The organism is Citrobacter sp. MGH104 (assembly GCF_001034485.1).
Taxonomy (GTDB): Bacteria; Pseudomonadota; Gammaproteobacteria; order Enterobacterales; family Enterobacteriaceae; genus Citrobacter; species Citrobacter freundii.
On the sequence record NZ_KQ089819.1, the window covers coordinates 626,901 to 653,095 of the forward strand.

20 protein-coding genes and 1 pseudogene are annotated in these 26,195 nt (G+C 53.5%); 11 read left to right on the forward strand and 10 right to left on the reverse strand.

The genetic code is table 11. The features are described from left to right. Positions 1–4: 4 nt before the first annotated feature. The gene (locus tag SK34_RS21315) at positions 5–736 is read right to left on the reverse strand and encodes a response regulator (protein WP_003844752.1); all 732 of its coding nucleotides are present in this window, start codon (positions 734–736) and stop codon (positions 5–7) included. A 292-nt stretch (positions 737–1,028) separates the two neighbouring features. Here SK34_RS21315 and SK34_RS21320 point away from each other — a divergent pair, with 292 nt between their 5' ends. The 7 genes from SK34_RS21320 (at position 1,029) to yjcO (ending at position 11,198) form a co-directional block, all read left to right on the forward strand. Beyond that, positions 1,029–3,014: an alkyl/aryl-sulfatase gene (locus SK34_RS21320; protein WP_044714894.1), complete on the forward strand. Its 1,986-nt coding sequence runs from the start codon at positions 1,029–1,031 to the stop codon at positions 3,012–3,014. A 216-nt stretch (positions 3,015–3,230) separates the two neighbouring features. Beyond that, positions 3,231–3,506: a YtcA family lipoprotein gene (locus SK34_RS21325; protein WP_003844749.1), complete on the forward strand. Its 276-nt coding sequence runs from the start codon at positions 3,231–3,233 to the stop codon at positions 3,504–3,506. Positions 3,507–3,525: 19 nt separating this feature from the next. Next, a complete protein-coding gene (gene mdtN, locus SK34_RS21330) occupies positions 3,526–4,560 on the forward strand; it encodes a multidrug transporter subunit MdtN (RefSeq protein WP_048234142.1) in 1,035 nt (344 codons plus the stop codon). Continuing rightward, the gene (gene mdtO / locus SK34_RS21335) at positions 4,557–6,596 is read left to right on the forward strand and encodes a multidrug efflux transporter permease subunit MdtO (RefSeq protein WP_048234143.1); all 2,040 of its coding nucleotides are present in this window, start codon (positions 4,557–4,559) and stop codon (positions 6,594–6,596) included. The genes mdtN and mdtO overlap by 4 nt, the downstream gene beginning before the upstream one ends. Continuing rightward, the gene (locus SK34_RS21340; protein ID WP_048234144.1) at positions 6,593–8,053 is read left to right on the forward strand and encodes an MdtP family multidrug efflux transporter outer membrane subunit; all 1,461 of its coding nucleotides are present in this window, start codon (positions 6,593–6,595) and stop codon (positions 8,051–8,053) included. Before mdtO ends, SK34_RS21340 begins: the two co-directional genes overlap by 4 nt. 204 nt (positions 8,054–8,257) lie before the next feature. Continuing rightward, a complete protein-coding gene (gene fdhF, locus SK34_RS21350; RefSeq protein ID WP_080602221.1) occupies positions 8,258–10,405 on the forward strand; it encodes a formate dehydrogenase subunit alpha in 2,148 nt (715 codons plus the stop codon). A 103-nt stretch (positions 10,406–10,508) separates the two neighbouring features. Then, entirely contained in the window at positions 10,509–11,198 is a 690-nt protein-coding gene (gene yjcO / locus SK34_RS21355; protein WP_003031775.1) for a Sel1 family TPR-like repeat protein YjcO, read from the forward strand. Positions 11,199–11,302: 104 nt separating this feature from the next. Here yjcO and gltP read toward each other — a convergent pair whose 3' ends face one another. From gltP to nrfA, 7 genes and pseudogenes are all read right to left on the reverse strand, one after another. Next, on the reverse strand, positions 11,303–12,616 hold the full coding sequence (gene gltP, locus SK34_RS21360; RefSeq protein WP_003031773.1) for a glutamate/aspartate:proton symporter GltP: 1,314 nt from the start codon (positions 12,614–12,616) through the stop codon (positions 11,303–11,305). A 344-nt stretch (positions 12,617–12,960) separates the two neighbouring features. Next, positions 12,961–13,572 (reverse strand): heme lyase NrfEFG subunit NrfG, encoded by a 612-nt coding sequence (gene nrfG, locus SK34_RS21365; protein WP_048234145.1) that lies wholly within the window; start codon positions 13,570–13,572, stop codon positions 12,961–12,963. Next, positions 13,572–15,798 (reverse strand): annotated as a pseudogene (nrfF, locus tag SK34_RS21375) (heme lyase NrfEFG subunit NrfF). Before nrfF ends, nrfG begins: the two are co-directional and overlap by 1 nt. Positions 15,799–15,806: 8 nt before the next feature. Further along, entirely contained in the window at positions 15,807–16,763 is a 957-nt protein-coding gene (nrfD, locus tag SK34_RS21380; RefSeq protein WP_003031764.1) for a cytochrome c nitrite reductase subunit NrfD, read from the reverse strand. Beyond that, complete coding sequence (nrfC, locus tag SK34_RS21385; protein ID WP_003031761.1) at positions 16,760–17,431, reverse strand: cytochrome c nitrite reductase Fe-S protein; 672 nt, start codon at positions 17,429–17,431, stop codon at positions 16,760–16,762. The genes nrfD and nrfC overlap by 4 nt, the downstream gene beginning before the upstream one ends. Next, on the reverse strand, positions 17,428–17,994 hold the full coding sequence (nrfB, locus tag SK34_RS21390; protein ID WP_003031758.1) for a cytochrome c nitrite reductase pentaheme subunit: 567 nt from the start codon (positions 17,992–17,994) through the stop codon (positions 17,428–17,430). The genes nrfC and nrfB overlap by 4 nt, the downstream gene beginning before the upstream one ends. Before the next feature lie 44 nt (positions 17,995–18,038). After that, complete coding sequence (nrfA, locus tag SK34_RS21395; protein WP_032938171.1) at positions 18,039–19,475, reverse strand: ammonia-forming nitrite reductase cytochrome c552 subunit; 1,437 nt, start codon at positions 19,473–19,475, stop codon at positions 18,039–18,041. Between the two features lie 433 nt (positions 19,476–19,908). Here nrfA and acs point away from each other — a divergent pair, with 433 nt between their 5' ends. The 3 genes from acs (at position 19,909) to actP (ending at position 24,063) form a co-directional block, all read left to right on the forward strand. Next, entirely contained in the window at positions 19,909–21,867 is a 1,959-nt protein-coding gene (acs, locus tag SK34_RS21400; RefSeq protein WP_003841063.1) for an acetate--CoA ligase, read from the forward strand. Positions 21,868–22,102: 235 nt separating this feature from the next. Then, the gene (locus tag SK34_RS21405) at positions 22,103–22,417 is read left to right on the forward strand and encodes a DUF485 domain-containing protein (RefSeq protein ID WP_003031750.1); all 315 of its coding nucleotides are present in this window, start codon (positions 22,103–22,105) and stop codon (positions 22,415–22,417) included. Beyond that, positions 22,414–24,063: a cation/acetate symporter ActP gene (gene actP, locus SK34_RS21410; protein WP_003031747.1), complete on the forward strand. Its 1,650-nt coding sequence runs from the start codon at positions 22,414–22,416 to the stop codon at positions 24,061–24,063. The genes SK34_RS21405 and actP overlap by 4 nt, the downstream gene beginning before the upstream one ends. A gap of 45 nt (positions 24,064–24,108) precedes the next feature. Here the strand turns inward: actP and SK34_RS21415 are convergent, their stop codons facing one another. Beyond that, positions 24,109–24,798 (reverse strand): LrgB family protein, encoded by a 690-nt coding sequence (locus SK34_RS21415; RefSeq protein ID WP_003031745.1) that lies wholly within the window; start codon positions 24,796–24,798, stop codon positions 24,109–24,111. Continuing rightward, positions 24,791–25,201 carry a CidA/LrgA family protein gene (locus SK34_RS21420; protein ID WP_044715240.1) on the reverse strand — a complete coding sequence of 137 codons (411 nt, stop codon included), beginning with the start codon at positions 25,199–25,201 and terminating at the stop codon, positions 24,791–24,793. Before SK34_RS21420 ends, SK34_RS21415 begins: the two co-directional genes overlap by 8 nt. A 101-nt stretch (positions 25,202–25,302) precedes the next feature. Here SK34_RS21420 and SK34_RS21425 point away from each other — a divergent pair, with 101 nt between their 5' ends. Continuing rightward, positions 25,303–26,193 (forward strand): LysR family transcriptional regulator, encoded by an 891-nt coding sequence (locus SK34_RS21425; protein WP_003844732.1) that lies wholly within the window; start codon positions 25,303–25,305, stop codon positions 26,191–26,193. Positions 26,194–26,195: the final 2 nt, after the last annotated feature.

Consider the following 26,195-nt stretch of genomic DNA (forward strand, 5'->3'; position numbering starts at 1 on the left):
ACGATCACGCCGCCTTATCGTGATGCTGCACGTCGGCGGCAAACACATAACCCAACCCGCGCAGGGTTTTGATCAACATCGGTTGATGCGGGTTAATCTCTATTTTTCGCCGCAAGCGCATGATTAACACGTCAATAGTGCGGTCAAACACCTCAACGCTGTCGCTGCGCGTCAGCTCCAGCAGTTGTTCCCGGCTCAGCACCCGGCGGGCATTTTGGGCCAGCGCCAACAGCAGGCTGTATTCCCCCTGCGTCAGGTCCACCTTCAATTGCTGAGGATTACGAAGCTGGCAACCGGCGGTATCGAGATGCCAGCCATTGAAAGAAAGCCCCGTGGTCTGTGGGCCGCCGCTTTCTGCCGTTAACACGCCAACGCGTCTGAGCACCGCCTTTACCCGAGCCACCAGCACCCGCGCATTGAACGGTTTACCGATATAGTCGTCAGCGCCCATTTCCAGCCCGACCACCACATCCGACTCGCTACCAAGCCCGGTCAGCATCACCACCGGTAATCCGGGCCTCATCTTTTGCACCTGCTGCAGCACCATCAGACCGTTGATATCGGGCAACATCATATCCAGCAATACCAGCGCGATCTCCGGCTGAGTCTCAATGCAGCGCAACGCCTCCTGCCCGGTGTGACAAGCGGTCACCGCAAAGACGTGTTCGTTCAGCACATCCTGTAAAAGCGAGCAGACTGCCACGTCATCATCCACAACCAGAACAACGGGTTTCATCATTCGACTCCGTCCACTTCGTTATCATCTTATTGTGAGTAATATCAGGCGAAGTGAAAGAGCACACATGATCTATCTGATAAAAATATAATCCTTGTCACACTATTCAGTAAACATAATAGGTTTTCCTCTGCTCAGCACTTTGGGCACAAATACCTAATAAGAATAACTACGCAGATCACACTTCCTTTCTTTAAAATAAACCATTCGAACTTATGATAATGACAAAATTAAAGCAGCGATATTTACTATTTTAATAAATTCACAGTACATATGATAAATGGAGATTCATATGAATAAATCTCAGCCGTTCCGCCTGAGCAGGATTTTTATTGCATTGGTCGCGACTACCGGAATATTAGTTAATCCTGTATTTGCCAGTGAATCATCCCAACCAGCGTCACAATATACAAAGCAACAGAATCAGCGTTATTTAACATCATTACCTTTTGCCGATCGCCAGGATTTTGACGATGCGCAGCGTGGTTTTATCGCACCACTGCCTAACCAAGGTATTCTTAAAAATGCCGACGGAAAACCCTTTTATCGCGCAGAAGATTATAAGTTTGATATCAATGCCCCTGCACCAGAAACAGTAAACCCCAGCTTATGGCGACAGTCGCAGATCAACGGTATTTCGGGCTTGTTTAAAGTCACTGAACGGATGTATCAGGTACGCGGCCAGGATATTTCCAATATCACTTTTATCGAAGGTGATACAGGTATTATCGTTATCGACCCATTGGTTACCGCTGGGGCAGCAAAAGCCAGCCTGGACCTCTACTATCAACATCGTCCGCAAAAACCGATTGTTGCCGTTATTTATACCCATAGCCATACCGATCACTATGGCGGTGTGAAAGGCATTGTCTCTGAAAATGACGTGATATCTGGCAAAGTGCAGATTCTCGCCCCGGCAGGCTTTATGGAAGAAGCCATCAGCGAAAACGTATTGCTGGGCAATATTATGAGTCGCCGTGCTCTGTTCTCCTACGGCCTGCTTCTGCCTCGTAACCCACAAGGAAATATCGGCAACGGTCTGGGCGTCACGCTGACAACAGGTCTGCCGACTATCATTGCCCCAACCCAATCAATCATCAAAACCGGTGAGAAAAAAGTCATCGACGGCCTGGAGTTCGATTTCCTGATGGCGCCAGGCAGCGAGGCGCCTTCCGAAATGCACTTATATATTCCGGCGCTCAAAGCGCTCTGTACGGCAGAAAATACGACGCACACGCTGCATAACTTCTATACGCTACGCGGTGCAAAAACACGCGATACCAGCAAATGGACCGAGTATCTGAACGAAACACTTGATATGTGGGGCAGCCAGGCAGAAGTGTTGTTTATGCCGCATACCTGGCCCGTCTGGGGTAATCAGCATATTAACGACTATATCGGTAAATATCGCGACACCATCAAGTATATCCACGATCAAACTCTGAATATGGCTAACCAAGGCTATACGATGAATGAGATTGGCAACATGATTCAACTACCACCAACGCTCGCCAATAACTGGGCCAGTCGTGGCTACTACGGTTCGGTCAGCCATGACGCGCGTGCGGTCTACAACTTCTACCTCGGCTACTTCGACGGCAACCCGGCAAATCTGGATCCTTACGGACAGACAGATATGGGTAAACGCTACGTCAAAGCGTTGGGTGGTGCAAAACAGACCATTGAGCTGGCTCAGGAAGCCTATGACAAGGGTGATTATCGCTGGACGTCAGAACTGCTCAAGCACGTGATTTCCGCTGAACCAGACAACCAGGCGGCTAAGAATCTGCAAGCGAATGCGTTTGAACAGCTGGGCTATCAGGCCGAGTCCGCCACCTGGCGCGGTTTCTACCTCACCGGCGCGAAAGAACTGCGTGAAGGCGTGCGCAAATTTACACACGGCACCACCAATTCTCCGGACACCATCAACGGCATGAGCGTAGAAATGCTGCTCGATTACATGGCCGTTCGTCTGGACAGTGAGAAAGCATCAGGTAAACACATCAGCCTGAACTTCAACCTGGACAAAGGCGAGAACCTGAATCTGACGCTCAACAACAGCGTGCTCAATCATCGTCAGACCCTGCAACCAGATGCCGACACTTCATTCTATATCAGCCGTACAGATCTGCACGACGTGCTGACAGGCCAGGTGAAAATGAGCGATCTGGTACACGCGAAGAAAGTCAAAGTGATTGGCAAAGCCGCGAAGTTGGATGAAGTGATAGCGATGCTGGATCAATTTGATTTGTGGGTTAATGTCGTTACACCCAATTAATAACAAGCCGCTTCCAGAGATATTTTCAATCTCTGGAAGCATATTTATTCACACAACAATGTGCAATCGCAAAAACAATAGAATAAATAAATGAATTATGAACTCGGTGAGCATGCAAAGATATTTTATCTCGTTAAAAAATTGCCATACTGCTGACGCTTTATATTTTTACATTCACTCATGATATTGTTCGCGATAAACAGGATGTATTTTGTTATGCAAACGGTTAACTCCAGCATTGTGATACCGCTGAGAATAATAGGCTGGTTTCTCTCGCTGCCATTATTAACAGGATGCAACTTCTCTCCCGCCATTCCGGTCATCGGTGCTTACTATCCCGACTGGCTGTTCTGCCTTATTGGCGGTGTCATCCTGACACTCATAACCCGAAAATTCATTCTGCATAAATATAGCGGATTGGCCTTTATCGGGATTATTTATACCGCCCTTTTTGCCCTCTACTCCATGCTGTTCTGGCTGGTATTTTTCTAACTTATTTTGAGACGCCCCTATGGAAAGCTCGTCGAACAAAGCTCCGCGTAACAAACTTCCCGCGCTGATGCTGTTGGTACTTGCGCTGGTTATTTTGGTCTTCGTCATCTGGAAACTGGATAGCTCACCCGCGACCAATGACGCCTACGCCTCAGCCGACACCATTGATGTCGTGCCAGAAGTCAGTGGTCGCATTGTCGAACTGGCTGTTTCCGATAACCAGCAGGTCAAGCAAGGTGATGTGCTGTTTCGTATCGATCCCCGTATCTATGAAGCGAATCTGGCAAAAGCACAAGCGTCGCTCGCCGCTCTGGATAAACAGATCATGCTGACCCAGCGCAGCGTAGATGCACAACAATATGGTGCTGACTCCGTACGGGCTACGGTAGAAAAAGCGCGAGCAGCCGCTAAGCAAGCCAGCGATACTCTGCGCCGTACCGAACCACTACTGACGGAAGGTTTTGTCTCCGCGGAAGATGTTGATCGCGCCAGAACGGCACAACGCGCCTCAGCGGCAGATCTTAATGCGGTGTTATTACAGGCGCAGCAGGCTGCCAGCGCGGTGAGTGGCGTTGATGCCCTGGTAGCTCAGCGCATCGCCGTAGAAGCCGATATCGCCCTGACCAAACTGCATCTTGAAATGGCAACAGTACGCGCACCCTTCGATGGCCGCGTGGTGGCATTAAAAACCTCCATCGGGCAGTTTGCTTCCGCCATGCGACCCATTTTTACCCTGATTGACACCCGTCACTGGTACGTAATCGCCAATTTTCGCGAAACAGAGCTGAAAAACATCCATGCAGGCACACCAGCCAATGTTCGCCTGATGAGCGACAGCGGCAAAGTGTTTGTCGGTAAAGTGGATTCAATCGGCTACGGTGTATTACCTGATGATGGCGGTATGGTGCTGGGCGGTTTGCCGCGTGTTTCCCGCTCTATCAACTGGGTTCGCGTTGCCCAACGCTTCCCGGTAAAAATCGTGGTAGATAAACCGGATGAAGAGATGTTTCGCATCGGCGCATCGGCGGTTGCTACCCTTGAGCCACAGAAATGAAAGCACTTAACTGTTTGCCTCTGCCACTGGTCAGGCTATTGGCGTTTTTTCACGAAGAATTAAGCGAACAACGTCCCGGAAGACTCCCACAAATCATGCAGCTCTGGGCGGGTTGCCTGCTGGTGGTACTGATCTCGATGACCTATGAGATCCCCTTCCTGGCGCTTTCGCTTGCCGTACTCTTTTATGGTATCCAGTCCAATGCTTTCTATACCAAATTCGTGGCGATTCTCTTCGTCGTCGCCACAGCATTAGAGATAGGTAGTTTATTTCTGATCTACAAATGGTCTTATAGCTACCCTCTGGTCCGTCTGATCATTGCCAGCCTGATCGTTCTGGCCTGCATGTTCCTGATGCGAACCCATCGTCTGGGGCTGGTTTTCTTTGCCGTGTCGATTGTTGCAATATACGGGCAATCTTTCCCCGGCATGCTCGACTACCCCGAGGTCGTCGTTCGCCTGACGTTATGGTGCATCGTCGTTGGTCTGTACCCCACGCTACTGATGACGCTGACCGCCGTTTTGTGGTTTCCCAGCCGCGCTGTCAACCAAATGCGCGAAGCCCTGCGTGCCAGGCTGGGTGATGCCCTCAATCGCCTGACGGCACCGACAACACCGCTTGCGGAAAAATACATCGAACGAGAAGTGCTGGCGCTGCAAAAGCTGAACATCTTTTGTCTGGCAGATGACGCAGACTGGCGAGAAAAAAGTGCCTGGTGGCAGGCTTGCGTTGCCACAACCACCTATCTGTACACTACTCTCAATCGCTACGATTTCACGGCACATAACCCGGCAACCCGCGATCTCCAGCAGAAACTGTGCCGTGAAATAACCGCACTGCAAGATGCGGTTGCTCGAGGTATGCCCTGGCAAAGTGAATGGGAACTCAGTCAGGCAGAAGCCGCAACGGCCCGCGAATGCGGCCTGGAACCCCTGTGCCAAACCCTGCTACAGCTTGGTCACATGGACCCTAATACGCCGCCAGCTCCTGTCGCTAAACCGCCCTCAATGGTATCTGACGCGTTCACCAACCCAGGCTATATTCGCTACGCGTTAAAAACACTGCTGGCATGTCTGATTTGCTATGTCTTTTACTCCGGTACCGACTGGGAAGGCATTCACACCTGTATGCTGACCTGCATTATTGTCGCGAACCCCAGTATCGGCTCGTCATACCAGAAGATGGCACTGCGCTTCGGCGGCGCATTTTTCGGCGCAATTCTGGCCCTGCTGATGACGATTTTTGTCATGCCCTGGCTGGACAATATCGTCGAACTTCTCCTGGTGCTGGCGCCACTTTTCCTGATGGGTGCCTGGATTGCCACCGGCTCAGAACGTTCCTCTTATATCGGAACCCAAATGGTCGTCACCTTCGCGCTGGCAACGCTTGAAAACGTCTTTGGCCCAACCTACGACCTGGTGGAAATCCGCGATCGCGCCTTCGGCATTTTGATCGGCACCCTTGTTTCCGCGGTGATCTACACCTTTGTCTGGCCGGAAAGCGAAGCCAAAGCGCTGCCACAAAAACTGGCAAGCTCGCTGGGACTGCTCAGCAAATTACTGCGGATCCCACGTCAGCAGGATGCTGTTCTCATGCGCACTTATCTTCAGATGCGTATTGGTCTCCATGCGACGTTTAACGCCTGTGATGAAATGTGCGAGAGGGTCGCGCTGGAACGCCAACTCCCCGGCGATGAACGCATAGCGCTTATTCAACGTAGTCAGCGCGTTATTCACCTGGGCCGTGACATTCTCTATACCTGGGATACCACCCGAAATGACGCCCCGACGCTGGATAACGCGGTATTGCTGGAGAGCGCAACACACCTGGCCGATGCGCTGGAAAAATACGCAGCCGACCTGGCGACAGCATCCAGCCTTCCGCCGTCGATTGAAAACCTGTCCCCATCTCAAGACATTTTACCAACGTTACCCAAACAGGAGCGCTGCATCATACAGCAGATAACCTGTTTACCCGACTGGACTCACCCGACGCTAATACCAGCAAGCGAGCAGGAGCAAGGAACCTCCCAATAATGAACCGATATCTCCCTCGATTACTCCTCTGCGGCATACTCAGCGGCGCAACGGTCCTTTCCGGCTGTGCACTGATCCGCAAAGATTCTGCACCACATCCGCAATTACAGCCTGAGCAGATCTCACTGGCTAAAGACATTCATCTGGCAAGCTCAGGATGGCCACAGGCACCGTGGTGGCGGCAGTTTAACGACCCACAGCTAAACTCGCTTATTGAAGCAACGCTGTCTGGCTCCCATAACCTCGCCGAAGTGAAGCTGCGTGAAGAGAAAGCGCAGTCGCAGACTGAACTGCTGGAAGGGCGTTCTCAGCTCCAGATGGCAGCGCTGGGCATGATTAACCGCCAGCGAGCGTCTGCCAACGGCTTCCTCGGCCCCTACGCGCTGGATGCGCCACGATTAGGGATGGACGGCCCCTACTACACTGAAGCGACGATTGGTCTGGTCGCCGGACTGGATCTCGACCTGTGGGGCGAGCATCGTTCCGCTGTCGCGGCAGCTATTGGCGCACAAAATGCCGTGATTGCCGAAACCGCAGCAGTGGAACTCTCCCTGACGACCGGCGTCGCGCAGCTGTATTACAGTATGCAAGCCAGCTACCAGATGCTTGATTTGTTGCAGCAGACCCACGATGTTATTGATTATGCCGTGAAGGCCCACCAGAGTAAGGTCGCTCACGGGCTGGAAGCAAAAGTACCGTACCATGGCGCACGTGCGCAATTGCTGGCAGTGGACAAGCAAATCGTCGCGGTTGAAGGACAAATCAAAGAAACTCGGGAATCACTCCGGGCGCTGATCGGTGCCGGCGCAAAAGATCTGCCTGAAATCAAACCGGTCGCACTGCCAACTGTCGATACAGGAATACCCGCAACGCTCTCCTACGACCTGCTTGCCAGGCGTCCGGACTTGCAGGCTATGCGCTGGTATGTGCAGGCTTCGCTGAACCAGGTCGAGGCCGCTCGCGCCCTGTTTTATCCGAGCTTTGATATCAAAGTCTTCTTCGGTTTAGACGCTATCCATATCGATCAACTGTTCAAAAGCACCAGCAGGCAGATCAACTTCATCCCCGGCCTGCGTTTACCGCTGTTTGACGGAGGTCGTCTGAATGCCAATCTGGAAGGCGCCCGCGCAACCAGCAATATGATGATAGAGCGCTACAACCAGTCGGTGCTCAATGCAGTGCGCGATGTCGCGATTAACGGAACACGTCTGCAAACGCTCAATGAACAACGGGTAATGCAGATGGAACGCGTAGATGCCACGCATTACACGCAAGCAGCAGCAGACGCGGCTTACCAGCGAGGCCTGAGCAGTCGCCTGCTGGCAACAGAGGCCAAATTACCCGTGATCGCAGAAGATATGTCGCTCCTGGTCATAGATACCCAACGACTCATGCAGAATATTCAACTCATCAAAGCGCTTGGCGGAGGTTATCAAGCCCCTGCTAACAAGAAGTAGCGTTCTCCGACCTCGCCGCGTGATATCCGTCACGCGGCATTTTCTTTCGTCACGTCAAATATGACGACAGCCTGTTTTTCGTCAGGGTTTTGCGCAAAATTCGCCCGTAATATCGATGAATGCCCCTGATAAAAACATGGCATAAAAGATGCATAACTAAAGCGACAGCGCGTATGCGCGATTTGATTAACTGGAGCGAGACCGATGAAAAAAGTCGTCACGGTTTGCCCATATTGCGCATCAGGTTGCAAAATCAACCTGGTGGTCGATAACGGCAAAATCGTCCGGGCTGAAGCGGCGCAGGGGAAAACCAACCAGGGTACTCTGTGTCTGAAGGGCTACTATGGCTGGGATTTTATCAACGATACCCAGATCCTGACCCCTCGTCTGAAAACCCCAATGATCCGTCGCCAGCGTGGCGGCAAACTGGAATCTGTTTCCTGGGATGAAGCGCTTGATTACGTCGCCACTCGTCTGAGCGCCATCAAAGCGAAGTATGGCCCGGACGCTATTCAGACGACCGGTTCATCTCGCGGTACGGGTAACGAAACCAACTATGTAATGCAAAAATTCGCGCGCGCCGTTATTGGTACCAATAACGTTGACTGCTGCGCTCGCGTCTGACACGGCCCATCGGTTGCAGGTCTGCACCAATCGGTCGGTAACGGCGCAATGAGTAATGCTATCAATGAAATTGATAACACAGATTTAGTGTTCATCTTCGGGTATAACCCGGCGGATTCCCACCCGATCGTGGCGAATCACGTGATTAACGCTAAACGTAACGGGGCGAAAATCATCGTATGCGATCCGCGCAAAATTGAAACCGCGCGTATTGCCGACATGCACATCGCGTTGAAAAACGGCTCGAACATCGCGCTGCTCAACGCCATGGGTCATGTCATCATCGAAGAAAAACTGTACGACCAGGCGTTCGTCGCCTCCCGTACGGAAGGATTCGAAGAGTACAGCAAGATTGTCGAAGGTTACACGCCGGAGTCCGTCGAAGATATCACTGGCGTTAGCGCGCAGGATATTCGTCAGGCTGCACGTATGTATGCCACGGCAAAAAGCGCGGCTATCCTGTGGGGTATGGGTGTTACCCAGTTCTATCAGGGCGTGGAAACCGTGCGTTCACTGACCAGCCTCGCAATGCTGACCGGCAACCTCGGTAAGCCAAGCGTGGGCGTTAACCCGGTTCGTGGTCAGAACAACGTTCAGGGCGCATGCGATATGGGCGCGCTGCCGGATACCTATCCGGGCTATCAGTACGTTAAGTTCCCGGAAAACCGCGAGAAATTCGCTAAAGCCTGGGGCGTGGAAAGTCTTCCTGCACATACCGGTTATCGCATCAGCGAACTGCCGCACCGTGCTGCGCATGGCGAAGTCCGCGCGGCGTACATCATGGGTGAAGATCCATTACAGACCGATGCTGAACTCTCCGCAGTGCGCAAAGGCTTTGAGGATCTGGAACTGGTCATCGTGCAGGATATCTTCATGACCAAAACCGCCGCTGCCGCAGACGTTATTTTACCGTCTACGTCATGGGGTGAGCATGAAGGCGTATTCTCCGCGGCTGACCGTGGCTTCCAGCGCTTCTTTAAAGCCGTTGAGCCGAAGTGGGATCTGAAAACGGACTGGCAGATTATCAGTGAAATCGCCACCCGTATGGGCTATCCGATGCACTACAACAACACCCAGGAAATCTGGGACGAGTTGCGTCATCTGTGCCCGGATTTCTACGGTGCCACTTACGAGAAAATGGGCGAACTGGGTTATATCCAGTGGCCTTGCCGCGACACCTCAGAAGCCGATCAGGGGACGTCTTATCTCTTTAAAGAGAAGTTCGACACCCCGAACGGCCTGGCGCAGTTCTTCACCTGCGACTGGGTAGCGCCAATCGACAAACTCACCCCAGAGTACCCAATGGTACTGTCTACGGTGCGTGAAGTCGGCCACTACTCTTGCCGTTCGATGACCGGTAACTGTGCGGCGCTGGCCGCGCTGGCAGATGAACCGGGCTATGCCCAGATCAACACCGCCGACGCAGAACGCCTGGGCATCCAGGACGAAGAACTGGTGTGGGTTAACTCGCGTAAAGGTCGGGTCATTACCCGTGCGGCAGTCAGCGATCGTCCAAACAAAGGCGCGATTTACATGACCTACCAGTGGTGGATTGGCGCATGTAATGAGCTGGTAACCGAGAACTTAAGCCCGATTACCAAAACGCCAGAGTATAAGTACTGTGCCGTTAACGTTGAACGCATTGCCGATCAGCGCGCTGCCGAGCAGTATGTTATTGATGAGTACAACAAGCTGAAAGCCAGTCTGCGCGAAAGCGCGATGGGTTAGTCCGTTTACGTACCTGTTCTGCAACAGCCTCCGCCCGGAGGCTGTTTTTTTATCCATACGATCTCTTTATACTGTTCATTCCGTACCCTAAATAAAACTCAAAATGAAACAACTCATTGCATTGATGTTCTTTATGACATTCTTTGCCCATGCCAGTGATACTGAGCCAGGAAGCCAGTACTTACAGGCCGCTGAGGCAGGGGACCGTCGCGCACAGTACTTTCTTGCCGATACCTGGTTCAGTTCGGGCGATTTGAGCAAAGCCGAGTATTGGGCGCAAAAAGCCGCCGACAATGGCGATGCCGACGCCTGCGCGCTCCTGGCGCAAATCAAAATTACGAATCCGGTCAGTCTGGATTACCCCCAAGCCAAAACGCTGGCGGAAAAGGCAGCCAAAGCGGGCAGTAAAGCGGGAGAACTGACCCTGGCGCGGATTCTGGTCAACACCCAGGCAGGACACACAGATTACCCCAAAGCCATTACCTTGCTGCAAAACGCCTCTGAAGATCTGGAAAATGACTCCGCCGTCGACGCGCAAATGCTGCTCGGGCTGATTTACGCCAACGGCGTGGGGATCCCCGCAGACGATGAAAAAGCGACATGGTATTTCAAACGCAGCTCCGCCATCTCCCGCACCGGTTATTCCGAGTACTGGGCCGGAATGATGTTCTTAAACGGCGAGCAGGGTTTTATCGTGAAGAATAAACAGAAGGCGCTACACTGGCTGAATCTGAGCTGTATGGAAGGGTTCGATACCGGCTGTGAAGAGTTTGAAAAGTTAACAAACGGGTAATGGTTTGCATTGCCGGATGGCGGCATAAACGCCTTATCCGGCCTACAGTTCACCGTCTTCCGTAGGCCGGATAAGCGCAGCGCCATCCGGCAATCTTTCATTAATTAATGATTAGCGGTCTTATCAAATTTACCCAGCATCTCGCGCTCGTAAGCCAGCGCCTTCTTGCGGTCAAATTTGTGCTCCCACTTGGCGATAACCAGCACCGCCAGCGCATTCCCCACCACATTCAGCGCGGTACGCGCCATGTCGAGGATACGGTCAACACCGGCAATAAACGCCAGGCCTTCCAGCGGGATCCCCACGCTGCCAAGCGTAGCCAGCAGTACCACGAAGGAGACGCCCGGCACGCCCGCAATCCCTTTCGAGGTCACCATCAACGTCAACACCAGCACGATTTCCTGCCACAGCGACAGGTCGATACCATACAGCTGCGCAATAAAGATCGCGGCAATACTCTGGTACAGCGTTGAACCATCAAGGTTGAATGAGTAGCCGGTCGGCACCACAAAGCTGGTGATTGAAGCCGGTGCGCCATAGGCTTCCATCTTCTCGATAATACGCGGCAGTACGCTCTCGGAACTGGCGGTAGAGTAAGCCAGAATCAGCTCATCTTTCAAAATGCGGATCAGGATCCAGATGCTCAGACCGCAGATACGCGCCACAATCCCCAGCACCACCAGCGCGAAGAACAGGATGGCAAAATGTACCAACAGCACCAGTTTCGCCAGCGGCCACAGTGAGGCAAAACCGAAGTTCGCGACGGTCACAGCAATCAGCGCAAAAACACCGACTGGCGCATAACGCATCACCATGTGGGTCACTTTAAACATGGTTTCTGAAATCGAGCGGAACACAGTCACCAGCGGCTCGCGGTGGGTTGCTGGTAGTGAAGACAAGCCTAAACCAAACAGCACCGAGAAGAAGATAATCGGCAACATATCGCCTTTCGCCATCGACGCGACGATATTAGTCGGCACCAGCGACACAATCGTGCCCATCAGGCCATGCGCGTGGCTCTGCACTTCTGCGGTGGTATTTTGATATTTCGAAATATCCACGGTCGCCAGTTGCGACATATCAATCCCGGAACCCGGCTGGAAAACATTCGCCAGCGTGATGCCAAGAATAATCGCTACGGTGGTGATCACTTCGAAATAGAGAATGGTTTTGGCGCCAATACGGCCCAGCTGTTTTGCATCACCCACCCCGGCAATACCAACCACCAGCGTGGAGATAACAATCGGCACGACGATCATTTTGATCAGATGGATAAAGATATCGCCCGCCGGAGACAGCAGGTTGACCACCAGCCATTCGCGGCTGTCGCTATGGTAATGCAGGTAACTCCCTAGCAGAATGCCCAGCACCATGGCGATTAGAATCTGCCATGCCAGGCTGACTTTCAAATTTTTCATAACAACGGACTTCCTCGATGGAGCGCTATTCCACATGCGGTGTGTGGGAATAGTACATACTGAAAGGGTATGAATTGTGTTGCGTTCGTTTATGGAGTTTTTTAACGCTTATTATCATTATCATCTGCATGGCATTCCGCGCAACCCTCTAAGAACAGGGCTTTTGGCTGAATTTATGCATAAAAATGCAATTTTATCGCGGTATTGATGAATAACTTTTTGTTATAAAAGAATTTTAATATGTTCAAAAATGAAGAAGTCATAGCGTGAGTTTTTTTCGCCCACCTGTTCGTTTGCCTGTTTTTTAAACAGGCAAAATGATACAAATCACAAATAAAACAAATTTATTTTTGCCGATTCTGCAACAACTTCGCCATATTAATAGAGTCAACGAGCTGTGCCCGGTTCACCCTCGGCGAGTTTAAATCCATAACTTTTTGCCAAACTGAAATAGCCTGGGCGTAGTCTGCCTGCATAAACGCATCTGAGGCTAACAACATCAGCGCGGTGACCTCTGCCGGGTCCAGCGCCAAGGCCTTATCAATCATCTCGCGAGTGGGCGGCGCCATATGTTGTCCGGCCTGGTAATACAATACCGTTGCCATCGCTGAATAGATCTCAGCATTTTCACCGCCGACACGCAGCGCCTGCTCGTAGGCCAGCAGCGCATTATGATACGCGTTTTGCCAAAGATAGTACTCCCCGAGTTGCGCCCATTTCACGCCGTCCCGTGGATTGGCTCGAATCTGCGATTGCAGCAAAAGCAACTGTTTTTCCTGAATATTTTCATCAGAGAAAGCATGTAAAGGGTCCGCCAGTCGCGTCTGCTCCTGACGAACCGCCTGCCATTTTGGCGTCAACAGGTAGCCTCCAATGCAGGCCACAACCATCAGTACCACCGCAGCGGTCAACCGCTTCACGGGCATTGGGCGTAACAGCGGCTCGCACTGGCTCATTATTCACCTTCCTCCGTATGCTGACGTCTTCTCACTCGCCAGACCACTACACCTACCAGCAACAACAACAGGCACGGCAACGCCCACAGCAGCAGCGTTTGCTCATTCAGCGGCGGATTATAACGAACGAAATCACCGTAACGCTCGGTCATCCAGGTGGTTATCTCGGCTTCACTTTTCCCTTCCGCCACCATGCTGTAAACCTGATGGCGCATACTGACCGCTACCGGCGCATTGGATTCCAGCAAATTTTGGTTTTGGCACTGTGGACAACGCAGTTGGCTGGCAATAGACAGCGCTTGTTCCTGCTGCTGCGGGTTGGCAAACGTCCATGTGTCCACAACCTGGGCATGCGTAGCGAAAGTAATGAAAAACAGGACGAGCGTTAAGAGTAATAACTTTCTGCCGGATGGCGCTGCGCTTATCCGGCCTACGGTTTGCGCACCTTGTAGGCCGGATAAGGCGTTTACGCCGCCATCCGGCAACGCTGTGATTAATTTACGCATCGCGTTTCCTTCCTCGCCATCCGCTCAGCAGCGCGCCAAAGACCATTAATAGTCCCCCACCCCAAATCCAGCGCACGCCGGTCTGCACGTACAAGCGCATGGCATAACGGTCTGGTCCGGTTTTTTCACCCATTACCGCATACCAGTCATGCATCAGGTTCCAGCGGATCCCCGGCTCCATCATCTGTTGACGACGCGCGGCATAGAAGCGCCTTTCAGGTTGCAGGCTGCCAATGCGTTTCTCATTGTGCCACAGCGTGATCTGCGCTTTTTCACTGGTGTAGTTACCTTTGGCTTCCAGGTCGAGACGCTCAAAACGGAAAATGTAACCCGCCAGTTCAACCTGCTGCCCAGGGCTCAGGTTCAGGCTTATCTCCTGACGACTCCCGCTGGAAAAGACGATCCCCGCCGCAAACACCAGCACTCCGGCATGCGCCAGCAGTGCCGGAAGTTGGATGCGGAAAGACACTTTGCGGCTTCTGACCATTGCCAGCACAATAACCAGCAGCATCAGTAGGCCAAAGGGCAGCGTAGCGCGGTTAAAGTACGGTGCACCCACGGAAAGCCGCCCCCAGCCGAACAGCCCGTAAATCATCGGGTAGAGCGTGCCAATCAGCACAATCAGCAGCACCGCACTAAAGAGCAGCAGCGCAACCAGAATCAGCATCTCGCGTGACCAACCGCCAAAACGAGCATTCTGCCGGACTTGCTGGCCCCGCCAGGCGTACAGCCCGAGCGACGCCAGACTCAACACGGTAAACAGCGCAAACAGCGGCGCGGCACGAACGTTATCCAGCGCGAAAGCATGCACCGAAACGAGAATGCCGGAACGCACAATCAGCGTCCCCAGCAGCGATAAAATCAGCGTGACGATCGCCAGCAGCAGCGACCAGTGGCGGAAGATCCCGCGCTGGCGCGTGATATACAGGCTATGTAGCAGCGCGCTGGCGGAAAGCCAGGGTAATAAGGAAGCGTTTTCTACCGGGTCCCAGAACCACCAGCCGCCCCAGCCCAGCTCGCAGTAGGCCCACCAGGAGCCGAGGATAATCCCCAGTGTCAGCGCGCACCAGCCGGGCAAGGCCCAGCGCCAGCACACCCAGGCGCTCTGCGCATTAAAGTCACTACGTAGCAGCGAGGCCAGCGCCACGCCTGCCGCCACCATCAAACCACCGTAACCCAGGTACAGCAGCGGTGGATGGAGGATTAACCCGAGATGTTGCAGCATCGGGTTAAGGTCGCGCCCTTCAATGGCTGGCGGAAAGATACGCACGAACGGATCGGACCATACCACCACAAACAGCAGCAGCAGGGCCGTTATCATTGAAAGGACACTGAGCGTCAGCGGAAACAGCGCGTTGGTATTACGCCGATAGCGAAGAGCAAACAGCGCGCTCCAGGCGGAAAGAAACAGCACCCACAGCAGCAGCGATCCTTCATGACCGCCCCACACCGCCGCCAGTTTTAATCCCCACGGCAGCAGGCTGTAGCTGTGCTGGGCAACGTAGACCACCGAAAAATCGCTGGTCAAAAAGCAGAATACCAGAATGGTAAAGGCCAGTAGCAGCAGGGCAAATTGCGTCCACACGCCCACGCTTGCCAGGCGCATCACCCCCTGCCAACGCTGGCGGACACCTACAAACACGGCAAGCGGGGTCAACACGTTGACCCCGAGGCTTAATAACAGCGCCAGAAAACCGGCTTCAGGAAGGAGAACGTCCAGATATCACCTTACGCAACGGTTAGCTGACCCGCATAGAGGATAAAAAAGCGCAGCAGCAGTACGCCGGTCAGGCTGGCGCCGCACACTGCCAGCACGCCATGAAACGTCGAACTGCGGTTGGCCCAGGGTTTTAGCAGCATCGGCAGTATCAACCCAAGCCCGGCCACGCCAAGCCAGAACCACCAGGTCCAGAATCCGCCGCCCAGTGCCGCCGCCAGCGCACGCATTTTGCCGTCATCGCCCAGCGCCAGGCCGACGAAGAACGCCGCCAGCAGGAAGATCTCCAGCCATACGACCGGGACTTCCATGCGATGCACAAAGTGCGCTTCCGTACTGTGCGGGTTGCTACGATGACGTAACGCCATGGCGATCAGTGCCACCGCCGCACCGGAGGAGATCCCGGAGAACAGAAACAGCACCGGCAGGATCGGGTTATTCAGGAACGGGTAGGATTTCAGCGCCGACAGCAGGAACCCGGTATACGCCCCGAGCAGAACCGCCAGCACCAGCATCAGCGTCTCAAGCGCGCGATGGAACGGCGTGATTAGCGTCAGGAGTTTTGACACAATCGTCAGTCGCGGCACGAACCGCTGTTGCAGGGCAATCACCTCTTTTTCAAAGATTTTTGCCAGCCACAGCACTAACACCACCATGTACAACTGGAACAGCATGACCCCCATCGACATCACCGAGGTGAAGCTGTAGTGGAACATCAGTTTCCAGAAAGTCCATGGACGCGTCAGGTGGAACACCAGAATCAGCAAACCGAGGATAATTGCCCCCGGCCCTAACACCAGCGTGGTGCGCAGCAGCGTGCTGTCTGAACCGCCCGCCTCCGGATGGAAGCGACGCAGCAGAATCGCCAACGTGACCAGTCCGGCAGAGATACCTATCAGGAACAGATAGATGGCAATGGGCCAGTCCCACACCAGTGATTCAAAATGAAATGCAGAAGCGGATGTCATTGGCTCACCTCCCCAAATTTAAAGGGAACGCGGTAGACCTTCGGTTTTGTACCCAACGCCAGTTTGTAACGGTAGGTAGTTTTCTGCTGCAACAAACGGGATATATCACTGTTGGGATCGTCCAGATTACCAAACGTCAGCGCCTTCGTCGGGCATGACTCAACGCAGGCGGGCTGTTTGCCCGCTTTCAGGTTGGTTTTCCGGCAAAAATCGCATTTATCCGCCGTTTTGCTCACCGGATGGATAAACCGCACGCGATAAGGACACGCGGCGATACAGTACTGGCAGCCAACGCAAAGGTCCGGGTTCACATCCACAATACCGCTGGCGGCATCGCGATACGATGCCCCCGTCGGGCAGACGTCAACGCAGGGAGCGTGGTCGCAATGCTGGCACGAGTGACGGAAGAAGCGATACTTCACATCAGGAAATGTCCCTTGCGGCTCGCTGCGAATAATCGTCAGACGCGATACGCCTTCCGGCACGTTGTTAACTTCCCGACAAGCATCCATGCAGGCCGTACAGCCAATGCATAAAGACTCATCATGAACCATACCGTAACGCACGCCATTGATGTTCAGCGTCTTCGCCACAACGCGCCCCGCCGTCCCGCTCACTGCCACCAGCGCGCCGACGCCGGTGATAAACTGGCGACGAGAGCAACTCATGGATGCTCCTTAAGCAACGGAACCGACGCCGGATTAAAGTTCGGATTGTTACGCTGATCGCTGTGGCAATCGACGCAAATCTTGATCCGTCCTTTATCGCTCAGCGTCTGCATCGTGTCTTGCTTCGGATGCAGTGAGTGACAGCTGGCACACGCCACTTTGGTTACGTGGACATCGTGCGGCCAGAACGCTTTTTGCAACTGCTCAGGCAGGTGACAGGACATACAGACGCTGTTCTGCTGCTCCACGTTGTACATCGGCTCATTAAAGCGCATCACATCTTTCACCCCTTCGCGGTGGTTCGGTGACGGCTGGCCGTGACAATTGGTGCAGGTGACAGGCAGTTTGTTATTCGGGTTGATGGCTTCCGCATGCTTACCATGCATACCTTCGGTATCCGGCTTGTGACAGTCCAGACAGGCGGCATCCGGATTACGCTGTTGGGTAACCGTCCAGCGTTGATCCGACTCCTGCGGCGTTGGCGTGGCAGTGATTCCACTCAGGCTCCATAACAAGCCTGACGCCAGCACCCCAGCAGTTAATAACGAACGTAATACGCTCATATTCACTCCGTTGAGTTATCCGCCCCTTGCGGGGCGAAATGGGGTTATTGGCTTAACAGACCGTTTTTACGCGCCTGCTCTTCCCACTGCGGAATCACCGTTTTGATGAAGTCCTGCTTCTCAGCATTGATTTGCTGCATGTTCAGACCAATCGCCGCCTGGGCTTTCTCTTTGGTAGAGATATCCGGTAACGGGATTTCATGCGTGATGCCTTTGGTCGCCAGCAGACGGACCAGTTTGGTACGTGCGTCAGCGGCTTTATCCATTGCGCTACCCAGCATCCGCAGACCTTCTTCCGGGGCGTGCATGTGAATACCGTGTGAGGCGATAGACAGGTCCCAACGCCATTGCGCGTGACGGATATCTTCCAGAATCGGCTTCATTTCCGCTTCGGTCGCACCCGCATCCCATGCGGCTTTCGCTTCGAAGTGCGCACGAACAAGCTGGTCTTCAACTTTGATTTTCAGGTCATGAATGGCCTGTTTACGCTCGGCGACCACTTTTTGCAGGGACGCTTTGTCCTGGGTGTGGCAGTTCGCACAGGTCTGAGCGAAGTTATCGAACGGATTACCAATCTTATGGTCGGTGTAAATCTTGCCTTCCGCGTTCTGCACTTTCGGCATGTGGCAGTCGATACAGGTCACGTTGTTCTTGCCATGAATGCCTGCGCTCCAGGTTTCATACTCCGGGTGCTGCGCTTTCAGCATCGGGGTTTTAGACAGGGAGTTGGTCCAGTCAGAGAAGGCGATGGTGTCGTAGTACTTCTCCATGTTCTCGACTTTCATGCCGTCGTCCCACGGGAACTTAACGGCTTTGTTTTTACCGTCGAAGTAATATTCCACGTGGCACTGGCCGCAGACCATGGATTGCTGGTCAAAGCGACCGGCTTTCTCAAACGGTTTGCCGATTGTTTCCATCGCGCGTTCAGCATAAGGACGCGACAGCGTCAGTTCTGGCTTGCCTTTGGCAAAGTCTGGTGACGCGGTGTTATGGCAATCGCCGCAGCCAAGATTATTAACAATTTCAGGACCGCCGCGCGCCCATTTACCGTGGAAGTAGCCATCTTCACCGTCTTTCTGGATCAGACGCGCCACATCCGGGCTTTTACAGCTCCAGCAGGCCATCGGCAATGGACCATCTTCTGCCGTTTTGGGTGCGCCAGTACGTAAGGTTTCACGAACATCGGTCACTGCATACGCGTGCCCGCGCGGTTTGTTGTAATCGCGCGAGAAGGGATATCCCGCCCACAGGATCACCAGACGAGGATCTTCTGCCAGCGCATCTTCACGGGCTGATTGCTCAGACGTGGCTTTCCAGGAGAGATATTGATCGGGATGCTGAGGGGCGAAGACTTCATTCTTCGCTTCAACGGTGACGGTTTTTGCGGGTACGGGGGTTTGTTCAGCGTGAACTGCAGTGATAAATAATAAAGGTACTAACAGGCTGAAGAAACGGCGTACGCGTGATTTTATCCTTGCCATAGGGGTCTCATCCAGATGACGCCATTATCTGCAATGGCGGTTCTTTTATTGTTTTCCATAACAGCAACCACACGAATACTGTCATGACATTGCTCCACCCTATTTGTAACAAGAAACCACACTGAAAATGTTGTCTTTAATCAATTGTAAGTGTATGTAAAATACCACTTTAGAGTTAGTAACACCCTTTAATTGCTCCCTCTTTTGTCTAATTCAGATACAGATCACCTTTTCAACAATCCTTTAGATAACTACATGTTATCGCGAGATTTAGTCAATTTTGCTAGCTCCCTTCAAAATTCAGTTTGTCGCTAATTTGCACAATTCGTTTATTGCGTGATCTGCCGCGCAAATACTAAACAAAACTCTCAAAGCCCCTACATTTAACGTTTATGAGACATATTATTAACATCCTACAAGGAGAACAAAAGCCATGAGCCAAATACATAAACACGCTATTCCCGCAAACATTGCGGATCGTTGCCTGATAAATCCGGAGCAGTACGCAGAGAAATACCAGCAATCCGTTAACGAACCCGACACATTTTGGGGCGAACAGGGAAAAATTCTTGATTGGATCAAGCCGTACAGCCAGGTGAAGAACACTTCCTTCGCACCAGGCAACGTGTCGATTAAATGGTACGAAGACGGCACTCTGAATCTGGCCGCAAACTGTCTTGACCGCCACCTGCAGGCAAACGGCGATCGTACCGCCATCATCTGGGAAGGCGATGACGCAACCCAAAGCAAAAACATTACCTATCGCGAGTTGCATCGCGATGTCTGCCGTTTCGCCAATACGCTACTGGATTTAGGCATTAAAAAAGGTGACGTGGTGGCCATTTATATGCCGATGGTGCCGGAAGCTGCGGTCGCCATGCTAGCCTGTGCCCGTATTGGCGCGGTGCATTCGGTCATCTTCGGTGGTTTCTCACCGGAAGCCGTCGCCGGACGTATTATCGACTCCAATTCACGCCTGGTGATCACCGCCGACGAAGGCGTACGCGCCGGGCGCGCTATCCCACTGAAAAAGAACGTCGATGATGCGCTGAAAAATCCAAATGTGAAAACCGTTGAACATGTGATCGTTCTCAAACGTACCGGTGGAAAAACGGAATGGCAGGAAGGTCGCGACCTGTGGTGGTCCGATCTTATCGAGAAGGCCAGCTCAGAACACCAGCCGGAAGAGATGAACGCGGAAGATCCGCTGTTTATCCTGTATACCTCTGGCTCAACCGGTAAGCCGAAAGGCGTACTGCACACTACCGGCGGGTATCTGGTCTACGCCGCCACCACCTTTAAGTATGTGTTTGATTACCATCAGGGCGATATTTATTGGTGTACCGCTGACGTAGGCTGGGTAACCGGGCACAGCTATCTGCTGTACGGTCCGCTGGCCTGCGGCGCAACCACGCTGATGTTCGAAGGCGTGCCAAACTGGCCTACCCCGGCGCGTATGTCTCAGGTTGTGGACAAGCATCAGGTCAATATTCTGTATACCGCACCGACCGCCATTCGCGCCCTGATGGCGGAAGGCGATAAAGCGATTGAAGGCACTGACCGTTCGTCGCTGCGTATCCTGGGTTCAGTTGGCGAGCCGATCAACCCGGAAGCATGGGAGTGGTACTGGAAGAAGATAGGCAACGAAAAATGCCCGGTCGTCGATACCTGGTGGCAGACTGAAACCGGTGGATTCATGATTACCCCGCTGCCCGGCGCCACCGAACTGAAAGCCGGTTCTGCAACCCGTCCATTCTTTGGCGTACAGCCTGCGATTGTCGATAACGAAGGTAATCCGCTGGAAGGCGCGACCGAAGGCAATCTGGTGATTACCGACTCGTGGCCGGGCCAGGCGAGAACGCTGTTTGGCGATCACGAACGCTTTGAGCAAACCTACTTCTCTACCTTCAAGAATATGTACTTCAGCGGCGACGGCGCGCGCCGTGACGAAGATGGCTATTACTGGATCACCGGACGTGTGGACGATGTGCTGAACGTCTCCGGCCACCGTCTGGGAACGGCTGAAATCGAATCGGCGCTGGTGTCGCATCCGAAGATTGCCGAAGCCGCGGTGGTGGGGATTCCGCATAATATTAAAGGCCAGGCGATCTACGCTTACGTCACGCTGAATCACGGTGAAGAGCCGTCACCTGAGTTGTACGCCGAGGTTCGCAACTGGGTGCGTAAAGAAATTGGCCCGCTGGCAACGCCAGACGTGCTGCACTGGACCGACTCACTGCCGAAAACCCGCTCCGGCAAAATTATGCGCCGTATTCTGCGTAAAATCGCGGCGGGCGATACCAGCAATCTGGGCGATACCTCTACCCTCGCCGATCCTGGCGTCGTGGAGAAACTGCTCGAAGAGAAGCAGGCCATCGCGATGCCATCATAACCATAACTGTGAAATGCCCGATGGGCGCAGCTTATCGGGCCTACAAATCCTATCCCTACCCCTCCCCTGACCGGGAGGGAAATATAAAAACCCTCCCCCAAAGGATTTCGCGTTGCAGGAAGGCGGCAAGCGAGCACATCCCCAGGAGCATAGTTCACTATGTGACTGGGGTGGGCGAGTGCGGCCAACGCACCTGCGGCCTGAAAGACGAAGGGGGCCTCTGGAGAACTCTGTGATGAATGACCAAATTTATCAGCGGATAGAAGACAGTGCGCGTTTCAGGGAGTTAGTAGAAAAACGGCAACGGTTTGCCACCATTCTGTCCATCATCATGCTGGCAGTTTATATCAGCTTTATTTTATTGATTGCCTTTGCGCCAGGCTGGCTGGGTACTCCGCTACACGCAGGAACCAGCGTCACCCGCGGTATTCCGATTGGGGTCGGAGTGATCCTCATCTCCTTCATCCTGACCGGGATCTACATCTGGCGGGCAAACGGTGAATTCGATCGCCTGAACAATGCGGTTCTGCACGAGGTTAAAGCATCATGAAGAGAGTTCTGACGGCGCTTGCCGCCACGCTGCCCTTCGCCGCAAACGCGGCGGATGCTATTAGCGGTGCAGTCCAACGCCAACCAACCAACTGGCAGGCGATTGTCATGTTCCTGATTTTCGTCATCTTTACGCTCGGCATTACCTACTGGGCGTCTAAGCGCGTACGTTCGCGTAATGACTACTACACCGCCGGCGGTAATATCACCGGTTTCCAGAACGGGCTGGCGATTGCGGGCGACTATATGTCGGCGGCATCGTTCCTTGGAATTTCCGCGCTGGTATTTACCTCCGGTTATGACGGGCTGATTTACTCACTCGGCTTCCTGGTCGGCTGGCCAATTATCCTGTTCCTGATTGCTGAGCGTTTGCGTAACCTCGGTCGTTACACCTTTGCTGACGTTGCTTCTTATCGTCTGAAGCAGGGTCCAATCCGTATTCTGTCGGCCTGTGGTTCCCTGGTGGTGGTCGCGCTGTATCTGATCGCCCAGATGGTCGGCGCAGGTAAACTGATTGAGCTGCTGTTTGGTCTGAACTATCACATCGCCGTCGTGCTGGTTGGCGTACTGATGATGATGTACGTTCTGTTTGGCGGCATGCTGGCAACCACCTGGGTACAGATCATTAAAGCTGTTCTGCTGCTGTTCGGCGCCAGCTTTATGGCCTTCATGGTAATGAAGCACGTCGGCTTCAGCTTCAACAACCTGTTCACCGAAGCGATGGCAGTACACCCGAAAGGCTCTGCGATTATGAGCCCGGGCGGTCTGGTAAAAGATCCGATATCCGCTCTGTCGTTAGGTCTTGGATTGATGTTCGGTACAGCAGGTTTGCCGCATATTCTGATGCGTTTCTTCACGGTCAGCGATGCCCGCGAAGCGCGTAAGAGCGTATTCTATGCCACCGGTTTTATGGGTTATTTCTACATCCTGACCTTTATCATCGGCTTTGGCGCGATCATGCTGGTAGGTGCTAATCCAGAGTACAAAGATGCTGCAGGCGCACTGATCGGTGGTAACAACATGGCGGCGGTTCACCTGGCGAATGCGGTGGGCGGTAACCTGTTCCTCGGCTTCATCTCTGCAGTGGCGTTTGCCACCATCCTGGCGGTGGTTGCCGGGCTGACGCTGGCTGGCGCTTCGGCAGTTTCTCACGACCTGTACGCCAACGTATTCCGCAAAGGCGCAACCGAACGTGAAGAGCTGAAGGTGTCAAAAATCACCGTACTGGTACTGGGTGTGATAGCCATCCTGCTCGGCGTGCTGTTTGAGAACCAGAACATCGCCTTCATGGTGGGTCTGGCGTTCGCCATCGCGGCCAGCTGCAACTTCCCGATCATCCTGCTTTCCATGTACTGGTCGCGTCTGACCACCCGTGGCGCAATGCTGGGTGGCTGGTTAGGTCTGTTAACAGCGGTAGTATTGATGATTCTCGGCCCAACCATTTGGGTCCAGATCCTCGGTCACGAAAAAGCCATTTTCCCGTATGAATATCCAGCGCTGTTCTCCATCAGCATAGCGTTCCTCGGGATCTGGTTCTTCTCTGCTACCGACAACTCAGAAGAAGGCAACCGCGAACGCGAGCAGTTCCGTGCTCAATTCATCCGCTCCCAGACCGGGTACGGCGTAGAACAAGGTCGCGCGCACTAACCTCCCCTCTCCTCCGGCTTTCAGGCCGGAGGATTACATCCTTTCTTAGAACATCAGCCTCGCGACCAGCGGCGCCACCAATACCATCACCACACCGGAAAGCATCATCACCAGGCTGGCAACTACGCCCTCTTGCTGACCAAGCTCATAAGAGCGCGCCGTGCCTGCCCCGTGCGATGCGGCGCCAAATCCTGCGCCTTTCGCCATTCCTTCACGAATGGAAAGGCGTAAAAACAGCACATCGCCGACCGCCATGCCGAATACGCCGGTCACCACCACGAACAAGGCCACCAGGTCCGGCTGCCCGCCCAATGGCTCTGCCGCTGCCAGCGCAAATGGCGTGGTGACGGAACGCACCGCCAGACTGCGTTGGATCTCATCAGGCAACATAAACAGACGCGCCAGCCACACGGAACTGGTGACGGCCACCAGCGTTGCCGTTACCACGCCCGCCGTCAGCGACATCCAGTGACGCTTAATCACCGCAAGGTTGTCATACACCGGAACGGCAAAGGCGATGGTCGCCGGTCCTAACAACCACAGCAACCAGTGCGATTCACCAATATAGTTTTGCCAGGAGATATGGCCGAAGACTAGCATCAGCACCAGCAGGGCTGGGGTGAGAACTAATGGCATCAGCGGTAATTTACGAAAACGGCGATACAAACGCTTATTAGCAAAGTAGATACCCAGCGTAATCACCAGACACAACACGCTTAGCTGGAAATTACTCACGGTTTAACCTGCTCATTTCATAGCGATACACTTTATCCACCACCCACGCCGTGGCGCCGAGCACCATCAGCGTACTGATCGCAATGACGGCAAATATACGCCAGCCATCAACCAGCAACAGCTGCGTGTAGTTCACAACGGCGACCACCGCCGGGACAAAAAACAGCAGCATTTCAGCCAGTAACCAGCGAGCACCTGCGCGAATCCAGTTCAGCGGGATAACCCGGCAGACAATTAACGCCAGCATCAGCACCATCCCTACCAGGTTGGCAGGAAGCGGCAGATGCAGCCAGGAGACAAGATATTGAGCTAATACAAAGAGACCTGCGTACAACAGAACCTGAACGGGGATCTGGAGTCGATGAATAACAGCAGGCGTCACGCGGCTTATCGCCACAGCCATGAGGGTATGTCCTTAAAAAATAGAGAGCGCCAGTATAGAGAGCCCCCGTCCAGGACTGAAATGAATTAAACTCATTGCAGGCATAGTCTTAAGGAATAATCATGGATATCAGAACGCTGCGATATTTTGTTGAGGTGGTTCGTCAGCAGAGCTTTACTCGCGCAGCGGAGAAGCTTTTTGTCACCCAGCCCACCATCAGCAAGATGTTGAAGAACCTTGAAGACGAGCTTAATTGCACGTTGCTCATCCGCGACGGGCGGCGGTTGTTGTTAACCGACACCGGGCAGGTCGTTTTCGAACGCGGCCTGGCGATCCTCGCTGAGTTTCGCCAGCTTGAAGCCGAACTTAGCGACATTAATCACCTCAACAGGGGTGTGCTGCGCCTCGGTATCCCGCCGATGGTCGGTATGTTGATGGCCGGGCCTATCAGCCTGTTTCGCCAGCGCTATCCCGGCGTTGAGCTGAAGGTCTCTGAATTTGGCGGCTTAACCGTCCAGCAGGCGGTGATGAACGGCGATCTGGATGTCGCGATGACCGCGCTGCCGGTTGAAGAAGAGAGTGGTCTGGCGACCTTACCGCTTTTCAGTCATCCGCTCTGTGTGCTGGTCCCCCGCTCCGGTCAGTGGACAACATGCGAATCCATTTCCCCCGAGGCACTGGCGGAACATCCGCTACTGATCTACAACGAAGATTTCGCGTTGAGCCGCCAATTGCTTGAGCTGTTTAGCCAACACAACGTCAAGCCCCGCATCGCGGTGCGCAGCGGGCAGTGGGATTTTCTGGCTGCGATGGTACAAGCCGGAGTCGGGATTGCCATTTTACCGGAGCCGATCTGCCAGCGCCTGGATAAGCAAACATTGCGCTGGATCCCTCTGGAGAGTGATTTACGCTGGCAATTGGGCATGATTTGGCGCGAAGGCGTGTATCTGTCGCACAGCGCCCAGGCGTGGCTCAAATGCTGTGAAGGGTTTTGGCTACCGCAAGCGTCGTAAAA

Excerpts from the sequence above, each read along its gene's own strand:
- SK34_RS21315 (WP_003844752.1), bottom strand. The coding sequence starts at position 736 with ATGAAACCCGTTGTTCTGGTTGTGGATGATGACGTGGCAGTCTGCTCG.
- SK34_RS21320 (WP_044714894.1), top strand. The coding sequence starts at position 1,029 with ATGAATAAATCTCAGCCGTTCCGCCTGAGCAGGATTTTTATTGCATTG.
- SK34_RS21325 (WP_003844749.1), top strand. The coding sequence starts at position 3,231 with ATGCAAACGGTTAACTCCAGCATTGTGATACCGCTGAGAATAATAGGC.
- mdtN (WP_048234142.1), top strand. The coding sequence starts at position 3,526 with ATGGAAAGCTCGTCGAACAAAGCTCCGCGTAACAAACTTCCCGCGCTG.
- mdtO (WP_048234143.1), top strand. The coding sequence starts at position 4,557 with ATGAAAGCACTTAACTGTTTGCCTCTGCCACTGGTCAGGCTATTGGCG.
- yjcO (WP_003031775.1), top strand. The coding sequence starts at position 10,509 with ATGAAACAACTCATTGCATTGATGTTCTTTATGACATTCTTTGCCCAT.
- gltP (WP_003031773.1), bottom strand. The coding sequence starts at position 12,616 with ATGAAAAATTTGAAAGTCAGCCTGGCATGGCAGATTCTAATCGCCATG.
- nrfG (WP_048234145.1), bottom strand. The coding sequence starts at position 13,572 with ATGAGCCAGTGCGAGCCGCTGTTACGCCCAATGCCCGTGAAGCGGTTG.
- nrfD (WP_003031764.1), bottom strand. The coding sequence starts at position 16,763 with ATGACATCCGCTTCTGCATTTCATTTTGAATCACTGGTGTGGGACTGG.
- nrfC (WP_003031761.1), bottom strand. The coding sequence starts at position 17,431 with ATGAGTTGCTCTCGTCGCCAGTTTATCACCGGCGTCGGCGCGCTGGTG.
- nrfB (WP_003031758.1), bottom strand. The coding sequence starts at position 17,994 with ATGAGCGTATTACGTTCGTTATTAACTGCTGGGGTGCTGGCGTCAGGC.
- nrfA (WP_032938171.1), bottom strand. The coding sequence starts at position 19,475 with ATGGCAAGGATAAAATCACGCGTACGCCGTTTCTTCAGCCTGTTAGTA.
- acs (WP_003841063.1), top strand. The coding sequence starts at position 19,909 with ATGAGCCAAATACATAAACACGCTATTCCCGCAAACATTGCGGATCGT.
- SK34_RS21405 (WP_003031750.1), top strand. The coding sequence starts at position 22,103 with ATGAATGACCAAATTTATCAGCGGATAGAAGACAGTGCGCGTTTCAGG.
- actP (WP_003031747.1), top strand. The coding sequence starts at position 22,414 with ATGAAGAGAGTTCTGACGGCGCTTGCCGCCACGCTGCCCTTCGCCGCA.
- SK34_RS21420 (WP_044715240.1), bottom strand. The coding sequence starts at position 25,201 with ATGGCTGTGGCGATAAGCCGCGTGACGCCTGCTGTTATTCATCGACTC.
- SK34_RS21425 (WP_003844732.1), top strand. The coding sequence starts at position 25,303 with ATGGATATCAGAACGCTGCGATATTTTGTTGAGGTGGTTCGTCAGCAG.